Consider the following 25,216-nt stretch of genomic DNA (forward strand, 5'->3'; position numbering starts at 1 on the left):
ACCGAGTACAAGTTCCTGCGAACCTCGCGCCTCATACCTCCATGATTTCCTCTTCCTTTCGATGCATCAGTTTATCGATGCCTTCGATGTGGCGATCCGTCATGGCCTGCAGTCGCTCTTCCGCTTCGTAGCGCATGTCTTCGGGCAGGTTTTCGGACAGCTGGATGGACTTGACTTCGTCCTTAGCGTGCCGGCGGATATTGCGGATGACGATTCGTGCATCTTCTCCGCGGACGCGTGCAGCCTTTGCCAGATCTTTTCGGCGCTCCTCGGAGAGCGGGGGCACCGGAACGCGAATCAGCATGCCGTCATTGGAGGGCGTTACGCCGATATTGGCGGCTGAAATGGCTTTTTCGATATCCCCCAGCGAGGATTTATCCCACGGCTGGATCACGAGAAGGTCCGGCTGGGGCGCAGCGACGTTGGCCATTTGGTTCAGTGGTGTGCTCGATCCGTAGTAGTTCACCCGGATGTTTTCGAGCATGGCCGGCGTGGCGCGGCCGGCGCGAATGCTGCTGAGTTCGTGACGCAAGTGCTCGATCGCGCGATTCATCTTGTCTTCGGCGTCGTCGAGCACCATGGTGATCATCTCGTCAAGCATCGTACAACCTGTCAGTCAAGGTTCGGGGGTTAAGCGTTGAGTCCTGCCGTGCGTGGAGCCATCGTGGGGGGCTGTGTTTCACCCCAGTACACGAGGGTGCCGATCTGCTCGCCCTGGATGACGCGCAGCAGGTTGCCAGGGTCGTCCATATTAAACACGATGATGGGCAGGCGGCTTTCCTTGCACAGCGTAAAGGCCGTCATATCCATAACGCGCAACTCCCGCTTGATCACTTCGCTCCCATGGATCCGGATAAAACGCTCGGCGGAAAGATCCTTTTCGGGGTCGGCCGTAAAGATGCCATCGACGCGGGTGCCTTTGAGGATGACATGAGCGTCGATTTCAAGGGCGCGAAGGGAGGCGGCGGTATCGGTCGTAAAATACGGATTCCCGGTGCCGGCGCCAAAGATAACGACGCGTCCTTTTTCGAGGTGGCGGATGGCGCGTCGCCGGATGAACGGTTCGGCGATCTCGTCCATATGGATACTGGACTGGAGGCGGGTTTTGAGGCCGGCCTGCTCCAGGGCGTCCTGGAGGGCCATCGCATTGATCATGGTAGCGAGCATGCCCATGTAGTCCGCATGGGCACGTTTCATCCCCTTATTCGCCTCGATCCCTCGGAATATATTGCCCCCGCCGATGACGATGGCGACTTCGGCGCCGAGGTTCTGGGCGTCCCGAACAGCGCGGGCGTAGCCGTTGAGTACCTCTTCGTCGATCCCGAACTCCCTGTTTCCAAGCAGCGCTTCGCCGCTTAATTTGAGCAGAACACGTTTATAGTGGGGAGCGTCGCGTTTGGGCTGATCCTCAGGCATAGTATAGAGACGCGGGGTGCATCGGTGAACGAACAATGAAACGATCCTTCCTGGCGCGCGATCGACGGGATCCAGCGAGGGGCGCCAGCACGAAGAGGCGTGGAACGCGGCAGGCGCTCAGGGGGGGCCGGGCGGAGGGGATGGGTGGATGAATCCGGCCGGCCTTGCCATCCCGGAGCACTCCGGGGGTATCATGAAACGCACTACTGAAATGCCCTGGCCGGCGCATGCCAGGGCGTTCGTACGAACAGGTCAATCTCCCAGCGCGAAGCGATGGAAGCCGCGAACATCCACCTGCGCTTTGCGGAGCATTTCTTTGACCGAGACCGAGGAGTCCTTGACAAAAGGCTGCTCGATCAACACGTTGTCTTTATAAAAGCGCTGCAGCTTACCCTGGGCGATTTTATCCAGCATGGCTTCCGCCTTGCCTTCGGCCTGCGCGGCTTCGCGGGCGATCTCCATTTCCTTCTGCTTGATGTCCGCCGGCACTTCGTCCGGCGTCGTGGCGATCGGATTCAGTGCGGCCACTTGCATGGCGACATCGCGGCCGGCTTCGGCCGTGTTGCCCTCACCGGTCATTTCGACCAGTACACCAAGGCGAGCGCCCGGGTGTACGTAGGGGACGATGACTCCGCCTGTGGAGGAGGCCACTTTGAAGCGACGGATATCCACCTTTTCGCCGACCTTCCCGGTGAGCGCGAGCGCGGCGGAGCCCACCGTTTCAGCGCTACCGAAGGGGAGCGCGAGCAGGGCGTCTCCGTCGGCCGGGTTGCTGGCGAGGACGATGCCGGCAACAGCCTCGGCGAACGTCTTGAAGTCGTCGCTTCGGGCCACAAAATCCGTCTCGCAGTTCACTTCGGCAATCGCACCTTTCTTGCGGTCGGCACTGACGGCCGTAACCACCAGCCCTTCCTTCGCTTCGCGGTCCGCACGATTGGCGGCAACCTTCTGGCCTTTTTTACGCAGCAAGTCGATGGCGGCGTCGAAGTCGCCATTCGCCTCAGCAAGGGCCTTTTTGCAATCCATCATACCGACTCCGGTGATTTCGCGGAGCCGCATTACATCCTGGGCAGAGATCGACATGGTATCGTTTGATTTTAATCTGTACGCAATCCTTCAGAGCGGGACGGGGCGAAGCGATCACGCTTCGTCTTCCTCGCCTTCGCCCACTTCGTCGACAAAATCCTCTTCCGACTCGTCGCCCTCGTATTCCGAAGCGAGGCGTTCGTTCTCCGCTTCTTCCACGGCAGAATCGACGCCCTTCGCCCTGTAGCCCTCATTGATGGCGTCGGCGATGACCGAGGTGATGAGGTCGATCGACTTGAGTGCGTCGTCGTTGGCCGGAATTGGGAAGTCAACCAGGTCCGGGTCGCAGTTGGTATCCACGATGGCGATGATGGGGATACCCAGCTTGCGCGCCTCCTTGACCGCGATGTGTTCGCGGTTGATGTCCACCACGAACGCGGCGCCCGGGAGCTTCGGCATGTCGGCAATGCCCTTCAACACGCGCTGGAGCTTATCGAGCTCGCGCTGCTTCATGAGCCGCTCTTTCTTCTTGAGCTGTTCGACGGTCCCATCATCTTCCATCTTCTTGATGTCCTCCATCCGCCGGATGCTCTTGCGGATAGTCTGGAAGTTCGTCAGGGTGCCGCCCAGCCAGCGCTCCACCGTATAGGGGGATTTGCAGGCTTCAGCGTGCTGCCGGATGATGTCCTTGGCCTGTTTTTTCGTGCCGATGAACAGGATACGCCGGCCCATTTTCGTGAAGCGCGTCGCGGCATCAGCGGCCGCATCCAGCAACGCCTGTGTCTGCATCAGGTCGATAATGTGGATGCCGTTCCGCTCCATGAAGATGTAATTTTTCATCTTCGGATTCCACCGGCGGGTCAGGTGGCCGAAGTGCGTGCCTGCTTTTAACAGGGCTTCGATCTGGACGCGATGTCCGTTGCTTTGTGCCTGGCTCATGGTATCGGGTTGTGTTTCCGCTACACCCGTCGTGTACGTGGCCAGACCTCTTGCGAGGCCACCCGGCCGTGTATCGGGGCGTATGAGTGATAAGCGCTAAACGACACTCGTTAGCGCTTCGAGAACTGGAAGCGTTTGCGCGCTTTGGGCTGGCCGTATTTCTTGCGCTCGACCATGCGCGGATCGCGCGTGAGCAGGTCCGCGTCGCGGAGCTGCTTCTTGAGCGTTTCGTCATACTTGACGAGCGCACGGGCGATGCCCAGGCGAATCGCTTCGGCCTGGCCGGTCGGTCCGCCGCCGTTCGTGTTCACCACGACGTCGAAGTTGCCGGTCGTTCCCGTCTTGTCAAACGGGGCGAGAATCTCCTTGCGTCGCCACGAAAGGGGGAAATAATCTTCGATCGTGCGCTTGTTGATCGTGATCGTGCCGTTGCCCGAGCGCAGATACACGCGCGCTACAGACGTTTTACGCCGGCCGATCGCCGTGAATTGTACGAGTGCAGACATAATGGATTGGTTGCCGTGCTACGGTGTAAAGGTCAGGATCTCAGAACGAGATGGGCTGCGGATTCTGGGCTTCATGCGGATGCTCCGGCCCCGCATACACCTTCAGTTTCTTGATCATCTGGCGCCCCAGAGGGCCCTTCGGCAACATCCCCTTCACCGCGTTCTCAAGCGCAAACGTCGGCTTCTTCGTCCGCAATTCCTTCGGCGTACGGATCTTCACGCCGCCGGGATACCCGGTGTGGCTGAAGTATTCCTTGTCCGTTTCTTTCTTGCCGGTGAAGCGAATCTTGTCCGCATTGATGATGATGACATGGTCGCCCGTGTCAATGTGCGGGGTGTAGCTCGCTTTGTGCTTCCCGCGTAACAGGGTGGCCACATGCGACGCGAGACGACCTACGACCTCGTTCTCCGCGTCGACTACGTGCCACGCACGCACGACTTCCACCGGCCGGGCACTATAGGTCTTAAAGCTGTTGGTATCCATCGGGACCCCTCGTTCAGCGTTTCTTTAGGAAATAAAGGCAAATTGGCAGGCTAACGCCAGGTTCCAATGAGGCTAGAGCCCGCCTTGAACGGGCGTGGGCTCCCCGGGATCCCGACATTTTTATGCGAAGACTCACACGCCAGGGGTATCGCGATGTTTTCAATTCAAACAATCTTCCTCCAATCTTGACGAATCCCCCCACGGACCCGCGCATGCCGGCGATGTTTAGTAGATCCATAAACGACTGGCGCTGGCTTCGGACAACACGTATTTTGTGCACAGAGCCAACCCCCCCATGCCCGTATTCCACGCCCTCCACGCCCTCAAACGCCGCCTGCCGTTTCCTCTGGATGCCATCGACCAGGTGAACGCGCTGTATCGCCGTTGGCTAAGCCTCCGTGCGCAGGACGATTTACGACTCGTCGACCTGTGGACCTATTGTTTCATCTGGCGCTACCTCCTCATCAAGTTTGCCCGAGATCCGGAACTGAATGAAGTGGATCTGGACGTTCAATTGGGCAAGATCTACGAACAGGTTGTGGGCAAACGCCATACGATTCAAAATCTGGATGGCTATGCCAGCTGGGTCAGCGTGGTATGCCACAACCAACACATCAATTACCTGCGTGCCCACCACCCTGAAACGATCCCGTTCGCCCTCACGTTTGACACACCCCTGGATCCCCTTGAGCCCGACGTGGACGCGGTGGTGCTTTTTAAGGCGATCATCGCCGCCATAGGCCGGCTGCCGGACTACCTGGGCGCGATCGCCGAGCTGCGGGTCATCCACGAACGCTCCTATGAGGAAATCGCGTTGTTGACCGGTAAAAACGTGGTCGTGGTGCGTTCCTATGCCAACAAGGCGCTGCAGCGGCTCCGGTCCGACCCCGACTTTCTCTGGTTCTGTCGATTTAATTTCGATGAAGACATGGGACGAGAGGGTATTTCCAGGGAGCAACCCTTGTCTGATTAGACAGATGGAGGATCACTTTTTATGGACCACATGACGACCGAGCATATACTGAGCTACGGCTACCTTACCGAGGACGAACGTCGCAGCGTCGAGGCCTATGTGGCACGGCATCCGGAGCTTGCGCCGGTGCTAGCTGAGGCTCGGACCCTTTTTGATTCGATACACGCCGAGTACGAAGAAAATGCCGGGGGATTAACGGACGAAGAGCTGCTCGCCCACCTCGTTGACACTCAGCTGGGGCATCCGGGCCTGAACGACACGCGGATACGCCGCGCGCTCGACAGTTCTTCGGCGCTCCGTTCGCGGTACGACGCCCTGGCGGGCCGGCTGGATCGGTTATCTTCGGCCATGGACCCCGTCGCGCATTTTGAACAGCTCTCGGGGTATCGCCTGAAGGAGGAAGCCCCCCTCCGAATGGATCGCCCGGCACAAGCCGGCACGCGCCCTTTCGCATGGCGCCGCCTGACACTCGCGGTCGGCTGCATGGCCCTCGCGCTGCTGGCGGTCGCCATCCCCTCCGCGCGGCTTCGCGCTATCGATCGACTGGCCTATATCGAACCCGAGGAACTCGACCTGCCCGGATTTGATGCTATTCAACGCGGCGCGGCGGCGCCGACTGAACCGGCGTCTCCCGATGTCTTGTATCGCCACGCGCTCTCCTCGTTCAAACACGCCCGCAAGGCCGGCCTCGGCCTGTTTCCGCGGTATGAGGCGGCGTTATTAGACCGGGCGGAAAAGGAGCTCGAACGGGTGATCGCCGTCGAGCCCGCGACCTCATTCTTGTCTCATGAGGCTCGTTATACGCTGGCGCGGGTGTATCTGGCCGGAGACCATCGTGATGCCGCACGGGATGAACTGGCCGAGGTGGCGGCCGGTGAGAGTCACCGCGCGGCCGCCGCACGTGAGTTGCTTACACGCATCGCAGCCCGACGGTGACACGCTCGCACGGGTGTTCGACACGGCAGGCCAATCCTCCACCAACACTATCCAAATCGATGCGAACGGCTCTCTGGTCCCTGCTTCTTTGTTCGCTTGCTCTGCCCGTGGCCGGGCAAACGGCGTCCTTTATCCTGGGCGCGGATGTGAGTTTTTTGGAGGAGGTGGAAGCCGGCGACGGCGTGTTTACCGTAGACGCCCTGCCGGCGGATCCGCTGGACATCCTCGCTTCGAACGGATTTGGCGCCATTCGCCTCCGCGTCTGGCACACACCGCCGGATGGCCGCAATACGCTTGAAGAGACGCTGGCGACGGCCGCCCGTGCCCGCGAGGCAGGCCTGGATCTCTTACTCGATCTTCATTATTCGGACACATGGGCCGACCCCGGCAAACAGTTCGTCCCCACCGCCTGGGCCGGGCAGTCCTTCGATGCGCTCCGCGACAGCGTACGAGCCTACACATTCTCCGTCGTTGACGCCCTCGCCAGACAGAATACCCTGCCGGACATCGTCCAGCTGGGCAACGAAATCATTTGCGGGATGCTCTGGGATGCCGGACGCGTGTGTAATGCGTTTAATACAGGCACCCAGTGGGAGCAACTCGCCAGCCTGTTATCCGCCGCTCGGGAGGGCGCGTTGGAGGCCGTGCCGGCTGGAGATTCGTTGCGCATCATGATCCACATAGACCGAGGGGCGGACAACGCTGGCAGCCGCTGGTTCTTCGATCAGCTGATGGCGGAGGACATCGCGTTTGACCTCATCGGTCTGTCCTATTACCCCTGGTGGCATGGATCGCTCGATGATCTCTCTCGCAACCTGACCGACCTCGCCGGCCGCTACGGCAAGGATATCGTCGTCGTCGAGACGGGGTACCCGTGGACCCTGGCATGGAACGATACCGTCAACAACCTGGTGGGCGACCCGACTCAGTTGTTGCCCGGCTACCCCGCCACCGTCGCCGGTCAGGAGGCTTTTTTTCGCGAACTGCACCGTCGGGTGAAGGCGACGCCGGCCAACCGCGGGATAGGGGTATTCCTGTGGGAGCCGCTTGCCATAAGTGGGCCCTCGTTTGGCTCGGTGATGGAAAACCTTGCATTATTCAACTTCGCCGGGGAAGTGCTTGCGTCGATGCGTGCATTCGCGCCGGAGTCGACCACCGGCGTAACTTCCGAGTCAGAACCGGTAGCCGGTGCAATTGACGTGTATCCCACGCCTTTCCATACGACGGTAGAGATTGTTTATGAGGGGAAGAATGCACGAGGGACCCTCCAGCCGATGCATGCGCACATCCTGGATAGCCTGGGGCGAAGCGTGGTTTCGTTGGGCCCGGGTCGATCGTCCGGGGACGGGGTGAGGTGGCAGTGGGATGGGCAGGATGGCGCGGGACGTCGTATGCCGGCCGGTCTGTACTTCTGTGCGATCGAAGCACCCGAAGGAAGCGTGTTTGCGCGTATCGTTCGGCAATGACGCCGGCGATGACGATCAGGCGTAGGTATTCAGCATCACCGGCATGATCAGCATGAGCAGATCTTCGCCTTCGCGTTGTTCGAGGGGGGTGACGATGCCGGCGCGATTGGGTGTACTCAACTCAAAAACGATGTCGTCCGCGGCGATGTGTCCGAGCACGTCGGTCAGGTAGATGGCATTAAAGCCGATCACCATCGGATCGCCACTATATTCGCATAAGACCGTTTCGCGCGCTTCGCTGGAGCGTTCGATGTCTTCGGCCGAGATCTCCAGGCGGTTCGCATCGAGTGAGAGCCGGATCTGGTTCGTCATGCTGGACGAATAGAGGCCGACGCGTTTGACGGCGGCGAGCATCGCATCGCGGTTGATGACGAGGCGGCGGTCGTTTTCTATCGGGATGACCGCCTCGTAGTTCGGGTAGTTTTCGTCGACGAGCCGAGTGAGCACTTGTCCGGTGCCCAGGTCGAACGCGGCATAACTGTCGTCCACGGCAATCGTGCAGGCTTCGTCGCCGACTACGCGGGCGGCGAGGGCCAGGGCTTTTTCGGGGACGATAAAGTTTTTAGGTTGCTCGCTGGTGACATCGTCCATCGTGAGGCGGACGAGGCGGTGGCCATCGGTGGACACCATGCGGCTGTTTTCCGGTTTGACCTGGAAGTAGATGCCCATCATGGCCGGCCGCAGGGCGTCCTTGCTGACGGCGAAGCTGGCGATCTGGATGGCGCGTCGAAGGACCGCGCCGGCGAGTTCGATGGTGTGTTTGTGGGAGATCTCCGGCAGGGCCGGGTAATCGGCGCCATCGAATCCGACCATTTTATAGACGCCCTGATCCGTCTTTAATGTAATGTGGAATTCCTCGTCGGCGGTAAAGGAAATGGGCAGCGAGGGGAGGGCGCGGAGCGTATCGAGCAGGCGCTTGGCCGGCACGGCGATGCGGCTACGACCGGGAAACGCGGCGTCGAAATGCACCGGAAGCGACTGGACGATCGAGATCTCGAGGTCTGTTGCGGTCAGCTTCAGCCGACCTTCTTCCTGTGTAAACAGGATACATTCCAGCACGGGCAGCGTGCTCTTCGTCGGGACAGCGCCGCCCACGGTGGTGAGCGCTTTCAACAGGTCGGCACTCGATGCGGTGAACTTCATGATCCGGGTAGCTAATGAAGGGACGGAATTCGATGTCAAATCTACGCGCTGGAGAGGGGCTTGTCCATCCCCGGGAATCGCGAACCGGGGGTAAGGCTATATAAATAGCGCCAGGGATATAGCGGTGTGCACGGCAACGATCCGGGATCGAGAAGGTTTCGAGCCGGGATCGTTGCGTGGGTTATCGGCTACGCACGTCGAGCCGTTGCCGGATTTCGTTCATAATGCCGGCGAACTTCGGGTTGGTATCGATCTGGTTCTCGACACTCTGATTCGCATGAATCACCGTCGAATGATCTCGCCCACCGAAATACAGGCCGATGGTCTTGAGGGAGTGCTGGGTCAATTCCTTGCTGAAGTACATGGCGACCTGGCGGGCCTGGACGACTTCGCGTTTCCGAGTTTTGCCGCGCACGAGGTCTTCCGTGATCTCGAAGTACTCGCAGCAGATACGCTGGATTTCATCGATCGTCAGGTTGATGCGCGTGTCTTTGATGAGGTCTTTCAGCATCTCGCGCGCGAGGGGCAGGTCGATCTCACGGTTATGCAGGGTGGCATGCGCCAGGAGGCGGATGAGCGCCCCTTCCAGTTCGCGTATGTTGCTTTTAACATGGTGCGCGACGAACTCGACCACGTCGCGGGCGACCTGGATGCCGTCGTCTTCGGCGCGTCGTTGCAGGATGGCGATGCGTGTTTCGAACTCGGGCGGCTGGACGTCCGCCGTGAGGCCCCACTGGAAGCGGGAGAGCAAGCGCTCCTCAATGCCCGGGATATCGCGGGGTGGGCGATCGGCGGACAGGATGATCTGCTTGCCGGACTGGTGCAGGGTGTTGAATATGTGGAAGAACTCTTCCTGCGTTTTCTCTTTTCCGCCGAAGAACTGCACGTCGTCCACGATGAGCAGGTCGATCTGGCGGTAAAAAAGGGAGAACTCGCTCACCCGGTTGTTCTGGATGGCCTGGACGAATTCGTTCGTAAACCGTTCGCTGGAGATGTAGAGGACCGAGCGGGCGTTGTGGTTCGCGAGGGCATAGTTTCCGATGGCCTGGATCAGATGCGTCTTTCCAAGCCCGACGCCTCCGTAGATCATGAACGGGTTGAAGCTCGTGGCGCCCGGCTGCTGGCCGATCGCGAGCGAGGCGCTGCGGGCCAGGCGGTTGCAGTCGCCTTCGATGAACCGCTCAAAGGTGTACGAGGGGTTGAGGTTACTCTCGACCGGCGCCGGCTTGATGCCCGGGATGATAAAGGGGTTGGAGAACGGGCCAGGTTTAGCGGGCGGGGGCGGGCTGAACCGCGGGCCTGCCGTTTGCCCGTTCGTGACGCCGGCCGTGTCAAACGACGGATGCGGAGCGGTGGGCGAGGACCGGCTGGGGGGGCGGTTCGGCGACACAGGCGCGGGTTCGGCGTCCGCCTGCCGCGCGGCTACCTGCATCGACGAGCCTTCGTGCCCCGTCTCGGCATCTTCCTTTTCGATCACGACATTGTAGATCAGGCGGCCCTGCGGCCCTACGACCTTGACTATCGTTCTGCGAAGGAGCGCATAGTAGTGCTCTTCGAGCCACTCATAATAAAATCGGCTCGGAAGCTGGATAGTTAGCTTCCGTTGGCCATCTTCCTCCAGGAGGCTCAGTGCCTTGAGCGGCTCGAACCAGGTTTTGAAGCTCTGCCGGCTGACGTTGTCTCGTATGATATCGAGACACGTTTGCCAGACTTGATTGGCCGATAGTTCCATACGCGTGGACTGGCAGTATCAAAGCGTACCGGCGTATACACGAGCGAGCGCGTACGACCGGTTTCATGGGTGGATGATGCTTTTCCCGGATAGGCCAGATACCTCAAGACGGCGAAGCCGACACAAGGACAACAGATGGAATGCGTCCGCCGCAAGGACGTGCGGCATAGATATGCACTACTTATTCACACAGGCCCGGACACAACCCTGCGCCACGGTACGACTGGTTCGCCCAAATTCTGTACTTGTTGACAAGTTATCAACAAGGGCACATGCGCCACCAGGCGCAAAAATCACAGATACATTCGCCGGGTGTGTCATTTAGTATACACACGCAGGCACGAAGCTACCCTCCGCCCATAATGGTGATGGCGTTGGCGCGCCCTCATTCATCCGGGTGTACACATGTTGTGCACAGAGCGGCCTAACGTCGTAGGGCATCGGGTCAAAACCGGGCGTGCTGCAGTGTGTCGCCGGTTAGGGTACCCGATGCAGGCGTGCACAGGTTCGCGCTTGACCGTCGATACATGCTGCGGATGTATGCTCGGTATCGCCTGCGCGGGGCCTGTGAGTGGCGTCGTGAGGCAGGGCCTCGGTATAGTGCCGTAACTAAAAGCGTGGTTAGTAACGGAGCTGGAATCGTGTGACAAAATCGTGTGACAGAATCGTGTGCGTAGGCACGTCGATGCATTCCCCTACCTGGGATTTTATGGTAACCATAATGGCCGGTAACGTCAAGCAAGTGGTCCTGGTTTTTTGGCTTCAAGCGGTAACGAAGTTGCAAACCGCTAGATGGCATTTTTAGAAAGTTCACGGGCTTTTTGGGCGAAATATGGAAACCTTCTGTAGGGGTAGGGATTAAAGCCAAGCTGTATCAGTGCCACAGCGTCCCGTGTGTTTGTACGGCGTCAACCGTGCCGGTGACAGGGTGCCGGTGACAGCGTGCCGGTGACAGGGGTACAATACAGGTAGTGCCTCTTGTAACCCGACGTACTGAAAGGGGTCAGCGTCATGGTTCGAATTGATCTCAAGCCGTTAAAAAGCGGCCCGCACGAGTTCGACAGGGAGCCTGAGCCGGAATCGCTCGGGCTGGATCCTGCCGTCTTTAGCGACATTCGGCTCCATGTGCGCCTTGATGTGCAGCCCGAGAACGTGTTTGTGCGTCTGACGGCCAGCGGGGTGGCGACACTGATCTGCGACCGGACCCTCGTTCCCTATGACGAACCGGTGGCGGGTGATTTTGCGATGCTCTATGTTTTGGGCAGCGGGACCGAGCCGCGGGATGAATCGTTGGACGACGTGATCGAACTCGCTCCTGAAGAGGAGGAGATCGACCTTACGGAAGCCGTCCGGGATACGTTGCTGCTGGCGTTGCCGCATCGCCGTGTGGCGCCAGGTGCGGATGCGTTGGAGTTACCGCTGCAATATGGCGCGCCGGCCGATGATGAGGTGGTGGATCCCCGCTGGGATGCGCTCCGTAATCTTCGGACCGATGACGGCGCCTTGTGAAGCGGTTCGCCGGATCGATCTGGCGGCCGTCGTACTATGTTTACCCTGTTGATCCCGGTAAATGAGGAATACCTACCATGGCCAATCCAAAACGAAAACACTCGAAAGCCCGCTCGCGTTCGCGCCGCGCGGTCTATTACAACAGTCTTGTGAAGCCACAGATGGCCGAATGCACCAACTGCGGCAATACCAAGGTACGCCATCGTGCGTGCCCGAGCTGTGGTTACTACCGCGGCCGCAAGATCGTCGAAGGCGTCGAAGCGGCGTGACCTCCCGTCCCTGGAGTCCTGGTCTTTTTGCGCTTTTTGCAGCGAACCAGTATTCTTAAGGCCTTCCCGTCACGGCGTGCAGGCATGAATCGGTGCCCTGTGCGGTTTAGCTAGATAATCGGACATTACATGGCTATTCGAGTTGCAGTGGATGCGATGGGGGGAGATCATGCCCCATCCGTGGTTGTTCGAGGGGTCGTGCAAGCATTGCAACGGGCCGAGGGCCAGTTGGAGATTCTGCTGGTTGGCCCGGAAGCCATCGTAGCCGAGGAGATGCAACGCTGCGGAAATTGTGAGGGGCTGCCGATCAGGATCGTAGACGCACCGGAGGTAATCGGGATGGGCGAGCAGCCGGCATCGGCTGTGAAGAACAAGCCGAAGTCGTCGATCCATATCGGGCTCAAGGCCCAGAAAGAGGGGCTGGCGGATGCGTTCATCAGTGCCGGCAATACGGGGGCGGTCATGGCCGCATCCTTGTTTATCCTGGGGCGGCTTCCCAACGTGGCGCGCCCCACATTGCTCGGGTTTATCCCTACCACCAAAGGGAAACACACGATTAGCGTCGACATGGGGACGAACGTCGACTGCAAGCCCGAGCACCTCGTCCAGTTCGCGCAGATGGGTTCCATCTTTGTCGAGCAGGTACTGCAACGCCCCCGCCCCACCGTCGCCCTGATGAACATCGGCGAGGAGCCGGGCAAAGGCAACGAGCAGGCCAAAGCCGCCTACGAGCTGCTCAAAGTGGATGGGTCGATCAATTTCATCGGCAACATCGAGGGGCGGGACCTGCTCAATTATGCGGCCGACGTCGTTGTATTCGATGGCTTTGTCGGCAACATCGTGCTGAAGTTTGGTGAGAGCTGCATGACGACCGTGTTATCCACCATGGTCGCTGAAGAGATGGAACGTCTTCAATTTTCGCCGGAGCAGCGCCAACTCGTCAAGACGCTACTGGGCAGTATCCAGAAGCGATTCAACTACGAGGAATACGGCGGCGCGCCCCTGTTGGGCATTGCCGGCAATGTGTTGATCGGACACGGCAGCTCTACCCCACGCGCCATCGAGCAGCTGATCGTGACCGCTTCTCGTATCGTCAATCAACATCTGTCCGATCGGCTCTCCGAGAACTTCAGCGACTGACTCGATCTCTGTTATCCTATTTCGTTAGCCGTGTTGTCCATGTTTAAGGCTGCTATTACCGCCGTCGGTCATTACCTCCCCTCGTATCGGTTGACCAACGCCGAACTGGAACGTATGGTAGATACTACCGACGAGTGGATCGTGTCGCGGACGGGTATCCGTGAACGGCGCATCCTGAAGGAAGAAGGTAAGGCCACCGCGTTTATGGCTTCGGAGGCGGCGCGTGAGGCGCTGCGGAAACGCGGGATCACGGCCGACGAAGTCGAACTCATCATCGTCGCGACCGTCACTCCGGACATGGTGTTTCCGGCGACGGCCTGTCTCGTCCAGGCGCAAATCGGAGCATCGAAGGCCTGGGGTTTCGACCTTTCAGCGGCGTGCAGCGGATTTTTGTTCGCCCTGTCCGCCGGCGCATCCTTTATCACGTCCGGCAAGCATAAAAAGGTGCTGGTGATCGGCGCGGACAAAATGTCCAGCATCGTCGATTATACCGACCGCACCACCTGTGTCCTGTTCGGCGACGGCGCCGGCGCGGTACTGCTCGAAGCCGATACCGAGGGGTATGGCGTCCTGGACACGATCGAGTACATGGATGGCTCGAACTCGTCGGCCCTGTGTATGGTTGCCGGCGGTAGCCTCCACCCCGCCTCCCACCAGACCGTCGACGCCCGGCAACACTACGCCTACCAGGATGGCAAGACGGTGTTTAAATATGCCGTGACGGGGATGGCCGATGTAGCCGAAGAGATCATGAAACGTAATGAACTCACCGGCGACGAAGTCCGCTTCCTGGTCCCCCACCAGGCCAACCAGCGCATCATCGACGCCACGGCGCGGCGTATGGGCGTGGACAATGAGAAGGTGATGCTCAACATCGAGCGGTACGGCAATACGACCGCCGCCACGATTCCACTGTGCCTGTACGACTGGGAGGCCGACCTCAAGAAGGGTGACAACATCATCCTGACCGCCTTTGGGGGCGGCTTCACCTGGGGCGCCGCGTACGTTCGATGGGCCTACGATGGGGCGACCGTTCGCGCCGAGGCCAGCGCCGCCGCGGGCGCCAACGCTTAACTCGATCCGATCATGTCGTTCGACTTCAAGGGCAAGAACATTCTCGTTACGGGCGGTACGCGCGGCATCGGCCGGGCGATGGCAGGAGCCTTCGCCGCCGCCGGCGCTCGGGTCGCGTTCACTTTTCGCTCTTCCGCCGAACAGGCTGAATCCTTCCGCGCCGAGCTCGAACAAAACGGCGGGCAGGCCCTTGCCTTCCAGGTCGACGCCGCCTCCTTCGACGACGCCCAGAAAACGGTCGATGCCGTCGTTTCGGCGTGGGGATCCATCGACGTGCTCGTCAACAACGCCGGCATCACACGCGACGGGTTGATGATCCGCATGAGCGAATCGGACTGGGATGCCGTGATCGACACGAACCTGAAGAGCGTGTTTAATTACGCCAAAGCGGCCTACCGGCCCATGATGAAGCAGCGCTCCGGTAAGATCATCAACATTTCTTCGGTGGTCGGCGTTACAGGAAATGCCGGACAGGCCAACTACGCGGCCTCAAAAGCCGGCATCATCGGGTTCTCGAAAAGCCTGGCCAAGGAACTCGGCAAACGCGGCGTCACGGTCAATGTGGTGGCCCCCGGCTATGTGGATACCGATATGACGGCCGAACTATCGGAAAAAGCACGCGAGGAGCTCACTAACCAGATCCCCCTGGGGCGCACCGCGCGCCCGGAAGAAATCGCAGACGCCGTTCTCTTTCTGGCTTCTCCTCAGGCCGACTATATTACCGGACAGGTCCTCCTCGTCGATGGCGGGCTGGCGATGTGAACGGTCCTGCCCTATACTGTCCCCTGATTTTCTACTATCTTACCGAGTCTGGTCGGTGCGCGTTCGACGCCTACCGGGCTTCTCCATTCGCGTATTTCGAACGACCGCCCGTCTGAAACGACAGTAAGACGCTTGTATCGTGTACCCTCCGGCGACCTGAGGGGAATAGTTTGATGACATATGGTTTCTGAAGAATCGGATAAACCCGCGTTTACCCAGGTAATCGACCTGACGTCCAGGGCTCAGCAGAACGCCCGTGAGGAACGCACTGTCGCCACCCTGCAAGAACCCGACCCGGCACTGCCTCGTGCCACCATCGATACGCTGTCCGACACGATCCGACGCGCCGTGATCTCCGCCGGCTGGAACAGCCTGATGCCGGTGCAGGAGTTGTCGATACCGTACCTCGTCGCCGGCCGCGACATGATCGTCCAATCCCGAACAGGCAGCGGCAAGACGGGCGCCTTCCTCCTTCCGTTGTTCGAGCGCCTCGATTCCCGCTCGGCCACGACGCAGGCCCTACTCCTCTGCCCGACGCGCGAGCTCGCCCGCCAGATCCATGAGGAGTTCGAGGCCATGCAGCGCGCCTTCGTCGATGACGAATACCGGCTCGAATCGGCCCTGGTCTACGGCGGCGTCAAGTACAAATCCCAGAACACGTCGCTTAAAGGCGGCGCCCAGGTGGTCATTGGTACGCCCGGTCGTATCCTCGACCACCTCGAGCGCCGCACGTTTACGCTGGACGATCTCAAGGTGCTCGTGCTCGATGAGGCGGACGAAATGCTTTCGATGGGGTTTTACCCCGCGATGAAGCAACTGCGTCGCTACCTGCCGGCCAGCCGTAATTCGTACATGTTCAGCGCGACGATGCCGCCCAAAGTGCGGTCGCTGGCCCAGGACTTTCTGCGCGACCCCGGCTTCCTCTCGTTGAGTTCTGGACAGATCGGCGTAGACAGCATCGAACATCGGTATTATGTGGCCAGCCCGATGGAAAAAGACCGCGTGTTGGTCCGCATCATCGAGATGGAAAACCCGGATTCGGCCATCATCTTCGCCAATACGAAACGCGACGTGGAGTACCTCGCCAAGTTCTTGCGCAACTTCGGGTACGACGCAAGTGAGATTTCAGGGGATCTGGACCAGCGCGCTCGCGAGAAGGTGATGGATCGGATCCGAAAAGGCGATCTGCGTTATCTGGTCGCCACGGATGTGGCGGCGCGCGGCATCGATATCTCCGATCTGAGCCACGTCTTTATGTACGACGTGCCGCAGGACCCCGAGTACTATATCCATCGGTCGGGCCGGACCGCTCGCGCCGGCAAGACGGGCACCGCGATCGTCGTGACGACGGCGACGGAGAAAAACGGCCTGCTCCGCATCACCAAAAAATATGGGGTGGATACGCAGCAGCACGAGGTGCCGAGCTCCGAGGACGTGGAGGTCCGCGTGGCCGAGCGCATGACGATTGTACTCGAAGAGCGGATGCGCGAGAAGACCGACTATGCGCGGGAGCACCTGGGTTATTTCGTCCCGCTGGTCGAGCGGCTTTCGGCGGAAAAGCCGACGCTGCTCAGCATCCTGGTGGACGACGTGTACCTGGCGCACTCGCTCGGCCGGCTCGCCGAGCCCGAAGAGATTCCTGAGGACGCGCGTGGATCCAACGAAGAACTCATGGAGGATCGGCTCGAAGCACACCTCAAGGGTAAATCCAACCTGACCCGCGTCCGCGGCGAGCGGTTTGTCCCGCTTGTTCAGCAGTTGGTGGCGGAGGAGCCGGAATTGCTGGCGATGCTGGTTGACGAGCTAGATTTGGAGCAGGGCGCGTTTGTCTACCGCGAGCCGCCGCCTCCCGAGCCGCGTCGCGACCGCGAAGAGGAGGAACGCCTCGCCAGCCGGCGGCCGCCTCGGTCCGGCAGTGGACGCCCGGGGGGCCGTTCGGGTGGCGGTGGGCGTCGACGGTGATACGTGAAGGGTTAAGGTTCTTGGTTCGAGGTTTAAAGGGATCTCCGTTGAGCGTTATACCTCAAAACCTTAACCCTCATTCTGCCCACGCCGGCGTGCCGAACCAGTCGTGCATCTCCTGCTCGAAGGGGGCGATGATGCTGTCCGGCTCCGGCCATTCGCCGCGGTCCCCGGTCTCTGCGATCCAGGTGTCGAGCGCGCCGCGCAGCCGGGATAACGCGGCCTGGTGTTCGGGGTGGGTGGACGTCGCGAGGTTACCGATCTCATGCGGGTCCGCCTCGGTGTCGAACAGCTGCTCGTAGGGAAGGGGTTTCATGAGATCGAGCGCGGGGCCGGTGAGCGTGCCGGCAGCGAGCATCTCCCGCATGATGGGCTGGATGATGAAGCACTTCTCCTTGTAGCGGTTCAGCGACGCGAAGCCCATCTCGGGCATGTAGTTGCGGATGTAGTGGTAGCGGGACTCGCGGACCGAGCGCATGCGGTTGAGCGTTTCGTCGACCCGGTCGCGGGCGCTGAAGGCATAGGTGCGGGGAGGGTCCGGCCGATCGCCCAGGAACACCCGGCTCTGCATGTTCATCGGTCGCTCGATGCCGGCCATCCAGAGCGTCGTCGCCGTGAGGTCCAGCACGCTGATCACATCGTCGATGACGCCGCCAGGGGTGTATTGGGGCGGAGGAGCAAGCGCCGGCGGATAATAGACGATCATCGGGACGTGGATGCCGGTATCGTACAGCCAGTGGATGCCGCGGGGCTCCATCCGGCCGTTGTCGCCAAAAAATACAATGATGGTGTTATCGGCCAGCCCTTCCTGGCGGAGCCGGTCCAGGATCCACCCGATCCGCACGTCCATCCCCGATACCGAGTTCAGATACCGCGCCCATTCCTCCCGGACAACCGGGTGATCCGGGTAATACGGTGGCGGCGTGACGTTCTCCGGTGTGGCTATGCGGGGGTGTTGATCTTCCCCATACCATTTCACCCGCTCGTGCTTGTAGGATTGCCGGTCGTAGATATCGTATTCGCTCTCCGGCATGTTGATCTGCGCGAAGAAGGGCTCGTTGGCCTTGAGGTCGTTCCATTCGTTCGACTGGTAGATCGGCCCCTCGTTCACGAAGTTGAGGTCCAGCTTGGCTGTTCCCACCTCCAGCGAATCGATATACTTGATGTTGGCCGTGAAGTAGCCGGCGTCCTGGAGGCGGTGGGTGAGTGGGCGGACACCCTCGGGCAGACGATAGTCGTCCGTTCGATGCGACCGCATGTTGTGCGTGTCGGTGGTTGTCTGATACATCCCCGTCATAAACGCCGAGCGGCTCGGGGCGCACACAGGCGAGGTCGAGAAAACCCGTGTGTAGCGGATTCCGAGGCGGGCGAGGGAGTCCAGGTGGGGCGTGTGAACCTGTCGAGCGCCGTAGATGCCCAGGTCCAACTTCATGTTCTCGCCGACGAGCCACAGGATATTAGGCCGGACTGAGGCGGATTGCGATTCCACATCCGCCTCTGACTCGGGCGCGGGGGATTCGCAGCCGAGGAGCGCGAGCAGCAGCCCGTAGCAGGCGAGGCGTGACGTCATGGGGGGGTTTCCTGGGGGTTAACGAAGGACGGCGGCAACCATGTCGTCGATGCGGGTGAACTTTACACGCGGCCGGCCCAGTGCTTCGCCGGCCGCCGTCTCCAGAGCGTCGAGCTTGAGCCAGTCGGCGTACGTGAAAACCTCCGACTGCCGGCTTCGGACAAAGGCCTCAGCCTCCGCGGCTGTGGAGTGGGCGGGATGAAGATGTTCGCCGCGCGCGGCATCCTCCATCATCCGATCCACGGTATCGACGGCGCAGGCTTTGTTGGTGCCGATGACGCCGCTGGGGCCGCGTTTTATCCATCCAGCCACGTATTCGCCCGTCACGGGCTGGCCGGAAGTTGGATCGACGACGCGACTGTTGGTATTGTTGATGAGGCCGGCGCGTGCGTTGAACGGGATCCCCGGTAGGGGGACGCCAAGGTAACCGACGGAGCGGAAGATGAGCCCGACGGGCATTTCTTCAATGACGCCGGTGCCCACCGGGCGGACACCTCCGCGGCCGTCGTCTGACAGCGAGTTTTTCTCCAACCGGAGGGCGCGTACGGTTCCGTGTTCATCGCCTACGATTTCGGTGGGGGATACCAGAAAGCGGATGATGAGTTTTTTGGCTCGGGTGAGGGGGCGCTCGACGGCCATTTCCTGGAGGATTTCGATCTTCCGGTCGATGGCCCGGTCCGGATTTCGTTCCAGCATGGCCTGGCTGAGTGGGTCGAGGGCGACTTCTGCCGGGAGGGTGATTGCGTCGGCGTCTTCCATTTCGCCGAGTTCCTTGATTTCCGGGTTGGTGAACGCGGCCTGGGCGGGTCCGCGCCGGCCGAGCATGACCACTTCGCGGACCTTGCTGTGTCGAAGCGCTTCCAGGGCATAGTCGGCCATGTCCGTCCGGGCGAGTTCCTCCGGGGTGCGGCAGAGGATACGGGCGACATCGACGGCCACGTTGCCGACGCCGACGACGGCGACGCGCTCCTGGGAGAGGTCGAACGACAGGTCCCGGAAGTCGGGATGGCCATTATACCAGGCGACGAACTCGGTCGCCGAGTGGCTGCCGGCGAGGGCTTCTCCCGGAATACCCAGGGTGCGATCGGTCTGGGCGCCCGTCGTGTAGCAGATCAGGTGGTAGAACTGGTGGAGGTCCTCGACGGACAGGTGTCGGCCGAGCTCTACGTTGCCAAAGAATCGGAAGCGGGGGTCTTGGGCCGTTTTGTCGTACTGGCGCACGACCGTTTTAATCTTCTGGTGGTCCGGAGCGACACCCCCGCGCACGAGTCCATAAGGGGTGGGGAGGCGATCGAAAAGGTCCACTTCAACGGAGGGATTCTTGAGGAGGTGGGCCGCGGCGTAAAAACCGGAGGGGCCGGCGCCAACGATGGCTACGCGAAAGGGTTGGTCGGGTGATCCTGCTGCCATAGGAGTACGAACGAAGGCGGGGAACGAATAGGTCGCCGCAAGCTAACGGGCGACTGGCACTTTGTAAAGAGTGCAACGTGCAATGTGAAAAATGCAACGTGCAACGTGCAAAGGGCAACATGCAACGTGCAACATGCGCCGTGAGCTATCCCTTTTCATTTTGCATTGTTCACTTTGCATTTATTCGTGGCTCCGCCTCATCCCGCCTGCGGATCGGCGCGTCTCGGGAGGGTGATAGTGAAGCGTGCGCCCTGGCCCGGGGAGGAGATACAGGAGATCGTACCTTCGTGGTCGTCCACGATTTTCTTGACAATAGCGAGGCCGAGGCCGGTGCCGCCTTTTTTTCCGGCGGTGGCGAAGGGGGTGAAGAGGCGGCCGAGGAGAGACTCGGGTATGCCTGGGCCGGTGTCGCCGAGATCGAGGTAGATGGCATCCGGGTCCGCGGAGGTGCGGATGCTGAAACGTCCGCCTTCCGGCATGGCGTCGGCGGCATTCCGCGCCAGGTTATGGATGACGCGCATCATCTTATGCTCGTCGAAATAGGCGATGCCGGTGTAATCCGCCTGGAGGGTGATTTCGATCCCTTTGCCGGCGAGTTCATGGCGTAGATGGGCGGTGACTTCGTCCAGGAAGCGGGCGAGGAAGACCTTTCGGATGAGGAGCTGGCTCTCGCCGCGCGCGAAGGCCAGCACCTCGCGGGTCATTCCGTTCATGAGGTCGAACTGCCGTTTGATCAACTCCGTATACTCGCGACGCTTGTCGGCGTCCGCCAGTTCAGTCATCATCTCCGCATACCAGGAGACAATGGTCATCGGCGTCTTGAGGTCGTGCATGACGCCGGCCATCATCTGGCCGATGGTGGCGAGCCGGTTCTCGTTTTCGCGGTCCATCTTGGCGCGTGCGAGTTGGATCGCGCGGGACGCCTGGCCGGCGATGAGTTGCAGTAGGCGCAGATCCCCTTCGTCGAAGCCGGCGGACGAAAGGCCGTTGCCGCCGGCGTCCAATTTTTTATCGATCAACTCGAGCGCACCGACGGTATCGTCGCCTAGGATGAGGGGGGCGCAGAGCAGGTTGCGCGGCCGGGCGCCGAGTTTTTCAGCGAAGGCGTGGGCGACACGGTCGTCAGTATCGGGATCGTTGACAAGCGCCGGCTCGCCGCGCGCCGCGACCCATCCGATGATACCCACACCCATGGGGATGCGCTGGCGGATGACGCGCGCCTCGTGTTCGCCGGCGGTGGTATGGAAGCGGAGGTCACCCTGTTTCCGGGAGCGGAGCGCCACGGAGCCGGCCTCGGCGCCGACGGCCGCGATGGCCTGCTGGAGGATGCGGTCGAGCAGCTCATCCAGGTCGTCCGCGGCGTGCATCTCTCGCTCGATGGCGTAGAGCACGTTGATCTCGCGGTTGCGCTGCTCGAGGTCCCATCGGGCCCGGGACAACGCGACGTTTTTGTTTAGGAGCGACTCGTTTAGTTTCGTGTTTTCGATGGCAATGGCCGCCTGGCTGGCGAGGGCGCCCAGGAGCGATTCGTCGCCGGCGTCGAACGTGCCTTCCCGTTTATTCAGCACCTGGACGGCCCCGATCGTCTGGCCATCGTGATTGCGCATGGGCATACAGAGGATGGTGCGGGTGCGGTAGCCGGATTTGCGGTCGAACGACGGCTGGAAGCGGGAGTCGCTGTAGGCGTCCGGGATGTTGAGTGTCTCGCCAGAGGCGACCACCCAGCCGGCGATGCCCTCACCCGGTTTGAGCCGGATCTCGACGGATTCCTCCCCCTGCGCGAGGCGTGACCAAAGGGACTTCCGGTCGTCGGACATCAGGTAGAGCGTGGACCGGTCGGCCTCCATCAGCAGCGTGATATGCTCCATGATGAGCACGAGTAGGGCCTCAAGGTCGATACCGGACGAGAGGGCCCGGCCGACTTCCTGGACCAGCACCAGTTTTTTGCGTTCCGCAAGCAACTGCGCCTCGAGCGCCTTCGGATCCATGCCGTCAGAAGGAGTGGCGGACGGCTTGCCGGGTGGAGCTGGCATGCGGGTACCGGTGATACAAATGGATGAGATTCCGGGGCAGTCCCGGTCGAAAGCGGCGCACCAGGGGGGAGCGGGCGGGCGACGCTGTGCGGTTCGCTACTCAAGCGTCAGCTCAAAATCCGAATCTCCGGGGACAAAATACAGTGACCATTCTTTTTCGCTCGGGAAGTGCTTCACCCGAAACACATTCTTCTGGTCCGAGAACACCTCCATGAGCACATCGTGTTGGATATGGATCGCGGCGAACGCCTCCGGCGCCTCGTACGAGAGCGTGTACCACCACACGGGGATGCCGTTTTGCAATTCTTCCCCGCTGGACACAATGACGCCGGGCACGGGGATGCCGCCGGCCGACAGCACCAGCTTCTCATTCAGATATACGCCGAAGAGGGAGTCTACCTCGGGATCGGCGCGCATCGTAAGGTCGGAGATGCCAAACCGATTCTGCAGGCCGGCTTCCAGGTCGTCCTTGAACAGCCGGATCTGCATCATGCCCATGGGTCCTTCCACCGCAAGCCGGGCGTAGGAGACGTGGAACTCGTGCGGCGCCACCAAGCGGCTGGCCATCAAGAGGCAGCCGGCGAGCAGGGTCAGTACGAGCGGGACGATGCGGTGGAGCATGGGTTGGGTGTTTCGGGTTCAGAGTTCCGGGGTCCGAGCGGATCCAGCCAGGGCACACACGGAACTCCGAACCCGGAACCCCGAACCCGCTTCGCTTATTCGTTCGATCCTTCGGTGGGCGGCGTCACTTCGGGCGCTTCCCACAGATTGTCCTCGCGGTCGATATCCGCGAAAGCCTCATCGGGGTCAAGTTCGACACGGACGACCTTTTTGTCCGAGAAGAAGCCTTTTTTGAAGCTCACCTCGTTGGAGCGCCATACATCGGCCGGCATATCGAAGCGTTCGCTGGAACCGTCCTCGTAGGTAACTTCGAGTTCGACGGGCATGATGAGCTGGCCGTCGTTCTGGACCTCGACGCGGTAGTAGTGTTGGCCGTTTTCGGTGTTGCCGAGGAGTTGTTCAGAGGGTTGTTCGCTGACGCCGGCGATGGCCTGGTCGTTGGCGTAACTCGTATAGAACCAGCCGCGCCAGAACCACGAGAGATTCTCGCCGGCGGTCTCCTCGAGCGACCGGAAGAAGTCGGCCGGCTGCGGGTGCTTGAAGGCCCACTTTTCGGAGTACTTCCGAAAGGCGTCGTCGAATGTCTCGGGGCCGAGGATGTGTTCACGGAGCATGAACAGGCCGGCGGCCGGCTTCGAGTAGCCGTTGTTGCCGAAGTTGTTCTGGATGATGTCCGACTCCGTCATGATCGGCACCTGCTCCTCGCCGCGCATGTAGTCGACGATATTCCGGGCCGGGCCGCGCCGGCTGGGGAAGGTGCCGTCGGTGGTCTGGGACCAGATGGGGGTGTTCTTGAACTTGGTGGCGTAGTCCTGCTCCCCGTAATACTGCAGGAACGAGTTCAGCCCTTCATCCATCCAGGTCCACTTCCGTTCGTCGGAGGCGACGATCATAGGGAACCAGTTGTGGCCCACTTCATGGATCGTGACGCCAATGAGGGCGCGTTCGACGGCCTCCGAGTAGGTGCCGTCCGACTGGGGGCGGGCGCCGCAGAAGGCGATCATCGGGTACTCCATGCCAAACACCGGGCCATGGATGTTGGCGGCCTTCGGGTACGGGTATTCGAGGGACATCCGTCCGTACGTTTCCATCGTGACGATGGTGGCGCGGGTGGACACCTTGTCCCAGAGTGGCATGGCGTCGCGCGGGTAGAACGAGTGGATCTGGATGGGCGTCTGGCCCGGGCGGTAGGTGAAGCCGGCGGCGTCCCACACGTACGTCTTCGAGGAGACCCACGAGAAGTCGCGCACGTTGTCGGCCTTGAAGTGCCACGTGAGGGTGCCGCGTTGTTTCGGCCGGCTCTCGGCCGTCATCACCTCGTCCGGCCCGATGATAAAGACGGGCTCCTGGCCCTGGTAGGCCTGCTGGAGGCGGTCGCGCTGGGTTTTTGTAAGCACCTCTTCCGGGTTCTGGAGCAGGCCTGTGGCCTCGACGATGTGATCCCACGGCACGGTGAGTTTCACGTCGTAGTTGCCGAAGTTGAGATAAAACTCGCCCTGGCCGAGAAACTGCTCGGTCTGCCAGCCATTCACGTCGTCGTAGACGCTCATGCGCGGAAACCAGTGGGCCATCTCATACAGCCAGCCGTCGCGGACGCGTTCCTTGGCGCCGCGGCCGTTATCCGGGATGGGGTAGCTCCAGTCGATCTCGAACTGGACGGTTTCACCGGAGGTGAGGGGCCGTTCCAGATCCACCCGCATGATCGTGTTGCGGATCGTGTAGTCGGCATCCCGCAGCCGGCCGCCGGCGTCGACGAGTTGTACACGCGAAATCGTGTAGCCGCCGTCGAACGGCGTGGGGTTGAAGAACTGGCGGAAGCGGGCGGGAATGCTGTCCGGCAGGGCCTCCTGCATCTGGTAGGAGCGGCTGTGTTCGCGCGAGACCTCGTTCTGGTCGAGCTGGACCCACAGAAAGTCGAGTTCGTCCGGCGAGTTGTTGTGGTAGGTGATGCGCTCGGAGCCGCGGATGCTGTGGGTGACGGTGTCGAGGGCGGCCTCGATCCGGTAGTCGGCGCGTTGTTGCCAGTAGTCTTTGCCGGGGAAGCCGGCGGCCGTGCGGGACGACGTGGGGTCCGCCCACTGATCGAGCGTTCTGAACATCGAGTGGTTCTGGCTGCGGACGTCGCCATCGACGTTGCGCCAGTTTTGCGCCGGCGCCGGCGCGGCAATAAGGATGAGAAGCGCGGCGGTTAACGCGGCATAGGAGGGGATGCGAGCTACCATGACCGGAAGGGAGTGGTTGGAAA

Annotated in this window: 22 protein-coding genes; 9 read left to right on the forward strand and 13 right to left on the reverse strand. The window is 60.9% G+C overall.

Annotation, left to right across the window (positions count from 1 at the left end; genetic code table 11):
- Positions 1 to 31: 31 nt before the first annotated feature.
- The 6 genes from frr to rplM all read right to left on the reverse strand — a co-directional run bounded on the left by frr (position 32) and on the right by rplM (position 4,371).
- Positions 32 to 601, reverse strand: a complete 570-nt coding sequence (frr, locus tag SH809_06110; GenBank protein ID MDZ4699257.1) for a ribosome recycling factor — start codon at positions 599 to 601, stop codon at positions 32 to 34.
- Between the two features lie 29 nt (positions 602 to 630).
- Positions 631 to 1,416 carry a UMP kinase gene (gene pyrH / locus SH809_06115; GenBank protein ID MDZ4699258.1) on the reverse strand — a complete coding sequence of 262 codons (786 nt, stop codon included), beginning with the start codon at positions 1,414 to 1,416 and terminating at the stop codon, positions 631 to 633.
- Between the two features lie 252 nt (positions 1,417 to 1,668).
- Positions 1,669 to 2,499 (reverse strand): translation elongation factor Ts, encoded by an 831-nt coding sequence (gene tsf / locus SH809_06120; GenBank protein ID MDZ4699259.1) that lies wholly within the window; start codon positions 2,497 to 2,499, stop codon positions 1,669 to 1,671.
- 57 nt (positions 2,500 to 2,556) lie between these two features.
- The gene (gene rpsB / locus SH809_06125; protein ID MDZ4699260.1) at positions 2,557 to 3,381 is read right to left on the reverse strand and encodes a 30S ribosomal protein S2; all 825 of its coding nucleotides are present in this window, start codon (positions 3,379 to 3,381) and stop codon (positions 2,557 to 2,559) included.
- A 110-nt stretch (positions 3,382 to 3,491) separates the two neighbouring features.
- Positions 3,492 to 3,887: a 30S ribosomal protein S9 gene (rpsI, locus tag SH809_06130; protein MDZ4699261.1), complete on the reverse strand. Its 396-nt coding sequence runs from the start codon at positions 3,885 to 3,887 to the stop codon at positions 3,492 to 3,494.
- Positions 3,888 to 3,927: 40 nt separating this feature from the next.
- On the reverse strand, positions 3,928 to 4,371 hold the full coding sequence (rplM, locus tag SH809_06135; GenBank protein ID MDZ4699262.1) for a 50S ribosomal protein L13: 444 nt from the start codon (positions 4,369 to 4,371) through the stop codon (positions 3,928 to 3,930).
- Between the two features lie 295 nt (positions 4,372 to 4,666).
- Here rplM and SH809_06140 point away from each other — a divergent pair, with 295 nt between their 5' ends.
- Genes SH809_06140 through SH809_06150 form a run of 3 tightly spaced genes read left to right on the forward strand, consistent with a single transcriptional unit; the run spans position 4,667 to position 7,746 of the window.
- Positions 4,667 to 5,344 (forward strand): sigma-70 family RNA polymerase sigma factor, encoded by a 678-nt coding sequence (locus SH809_06140; protein ID MDZ4699263.1) that lies wholly within the window; start codon positions 4,667 to 4,669, stop codon positions 5,342 to 5,344.
- 30 nt (positions 5,345 to 5,374) lie between these two features.
- Entirely contained in the window at positions 5,375 to 6,280 is a 906-nt protein-coding gene (locus SH809_06145; GenBank protein MDZ4699264.1) for a hypothetical protein, read from the forward strand.
- Positions 6,281 to 6,339: 59 nt separating this feature from the next.
- Entirely contained in the window at positions 6,340 to 7,746 is a 1,407-nt protein-coding gene (locus SH809_06150; protein ID MDZ4699265.1) for a glycosyl hydrolase 53 family protein, read from the forward strand.
- A gap of 15 nt (positions 7,747 to 7,761) precedes the next feature.
- Here the strand turns inward: SH809_06150 and dnaN are convergent, their stop codons facing one another.
- Complete coding sequence (gene dnaN, locus SH809_06155) at positions 7,762 to 8,889, reverse strand: DNA polymerase III subunit beta (protein ID MDZ4699266.1); 1,128 nt, start codon at positions 8,887 to 8,889, stop codon at positions 7,762 to 7,764.
- Between the two features lie 181 nt (positions 8,890 to 9,070).
- Positions 9,071 to 10,621, reverse strand: a complete 1,551-nt coding sequence (gene dnaA, locus SH809_06160; GenBank protein MDZ4699267.1) for a chromosomal replication initiator protein DnaA — start codon at positions 10,619 to 10,621, stop codon at positions 9,071 to 9,073.
- A gap of 1,011 nt (positions 10,622 to 11,632) precedes the next feature.
- On the opposite strand from dnaA, the gene SH809_06165 reads away from it, so the two are divergent.
- From SH809_06165 to SH809_06190, 6 genes are all read left to right on the forward strand, one after another.
- Positions 11,633 to 12,130, forward strand: coding sequence for a DUF177 domain-containing protein (locus SH809_06165; protein ID MDZ4699268.1), 498 nt, complete (start codon positions 11,633 to 11,635; stop codon positions 12,128 to 12,130).
- 77 nt (positions 12,131 to 12,207) lie between these two features.
- Positions 12,208 to 12,399: a 50S ribosomal protein L32 gene (gene rpmF / locus SH809_06170; GenBank protein ID MDZ4699269.1), complete on the forward strand. Its 192-nt coding sequence runs from the start codon at positions 12,208 to 12,210 to the stop codon at positions 12,397 to 12,399.
- Between the two features lie 129 nt (positions 12,400 to 12,528).
- Positions 12,529 to 13,539 (forward strand): phosphate acyltransferase PlsX, encoded by a 1,011-nt coding sequence (gene plsX, locus SH809_06175; GenBank protein MDZ4699270.1) that lies wholly within the window; start codon positions 12,529 to 12,531, stop codon positions 13,537 to 13,539.
- A 39-nt stretch (positions 13,540 to 13,578) separates the two neighbouring features.
- Positions 13,579 to 14,613 carry a beta-ketoacyl-ACP synthase III gene (locus tag SH809_06180; protein MDZ4699271.1) on the forward strand — a complete coding sequence of 345 codons (1,035 nt, stop codon included), beginning with the start codon at positions 13,579 to 13,581 and terminating at the stop codon, positions 14,611 to 14,613.
- 12 nt (positions 14,614 to 14,625) lie between these two features.
- Positions 14,626 to 15,375, forward strand: a complete 750-nt coding sequence (gene fabG / locus SH809_06185; GenBank protein ID MDZ4699272.1) for a 3-oxoacyl-[acyl-carrier-protein] reductase — start codon at positions 14,626 to 14,628, stop codon at positions 15,373 to 15,375.
- A gap of 180 nt (positions 15,376 to 15,555) precedes the next feature.
- Positions 15,556 to 17,337 (forward strand): DEAD/DEAH box helicase, encoded by a 1,782-nt coding sequence (locus SH809_06190; protein ID MDZ4699273.1) that lies wholly within the window; start codon positions 15,556 to 15,558, stop codon positions 17,335 to 17,337.
- Between the two features lie 76 nt (positions 17,338 to 17,413).
- On the opposite strand, the gene SH809_06195 is transcribed toward SH809_06190, so the two are convergent.
- The 5 genes from SH809_06195 to SH809_06215 form a co-directional block, all read right to left on the reverse strand.
- Complete coding sequence (locus tag SH809_06195; GenBank protein ID MDZ4699274.1) at positions 17,414 to 18,907, reverse strand: sulfatase; 1,494 nt, start codon at positions 18,905 to 18,907, stop codon at positions 17,414 to 17,416.
- 18 nt (positions 18,908 to 18,925) lie between these two features.
- Positions 18,926 to 20,317: an FAD-dependent oxidoreductase gene (locus SH809_06200; protein ID MDZ4699275.1), complete on the reverse strand. Its 1,392-nt coding sequence runs from the start codon at positions 20,315 to 20,317 to the stop codon at positions 18,926 to 18,928.
- A gap of 197 nt (positions 20,318 to 20,514) precedes the next feature.
- Complete coding sequence (locus tag SH809_06205; protein ID MDZ4699276.1) at positions 20,515 to 22,350, reverse strand: GAF domain-containing protein; 1,836 nt, start codon at positions 22,348 to 22,350, stop codon at positions 20,515 to 20,517.
- A gap of 96 nt (positions 22,351 to 22,446) precedes the next feature.
- Positions 22,447 to 22,971, reverse strand: coding sequence for a DUF6702 family protein (locus SH809_06210; GenBank protein MDZ4699277.1), 525 nt, complete (start codon positions 22,969 to 22,971; stop codon positions 22,447 to 22,449).
- 95 nt (positions 22,972 to 23,066) lie between these two features.
- Positions 23,067 to 25,216 (reverse strand): M1 family metallopeptidase (locus tag SH809_06215; GenBank protein MDZ4699278.1); only part of this gene is annotated, 2,150 nt, incomplete at its 5' end.

The sequence above is a fragment of the Rhodothermales bacterium genome, assembly GCA_034439735.1.
Taxonomy (GTDB): domain Bacteria; phylum Bacteroidota; class Rhodothermia; order Rhodothermales; family JAHQVL01; genus JAWKNW01.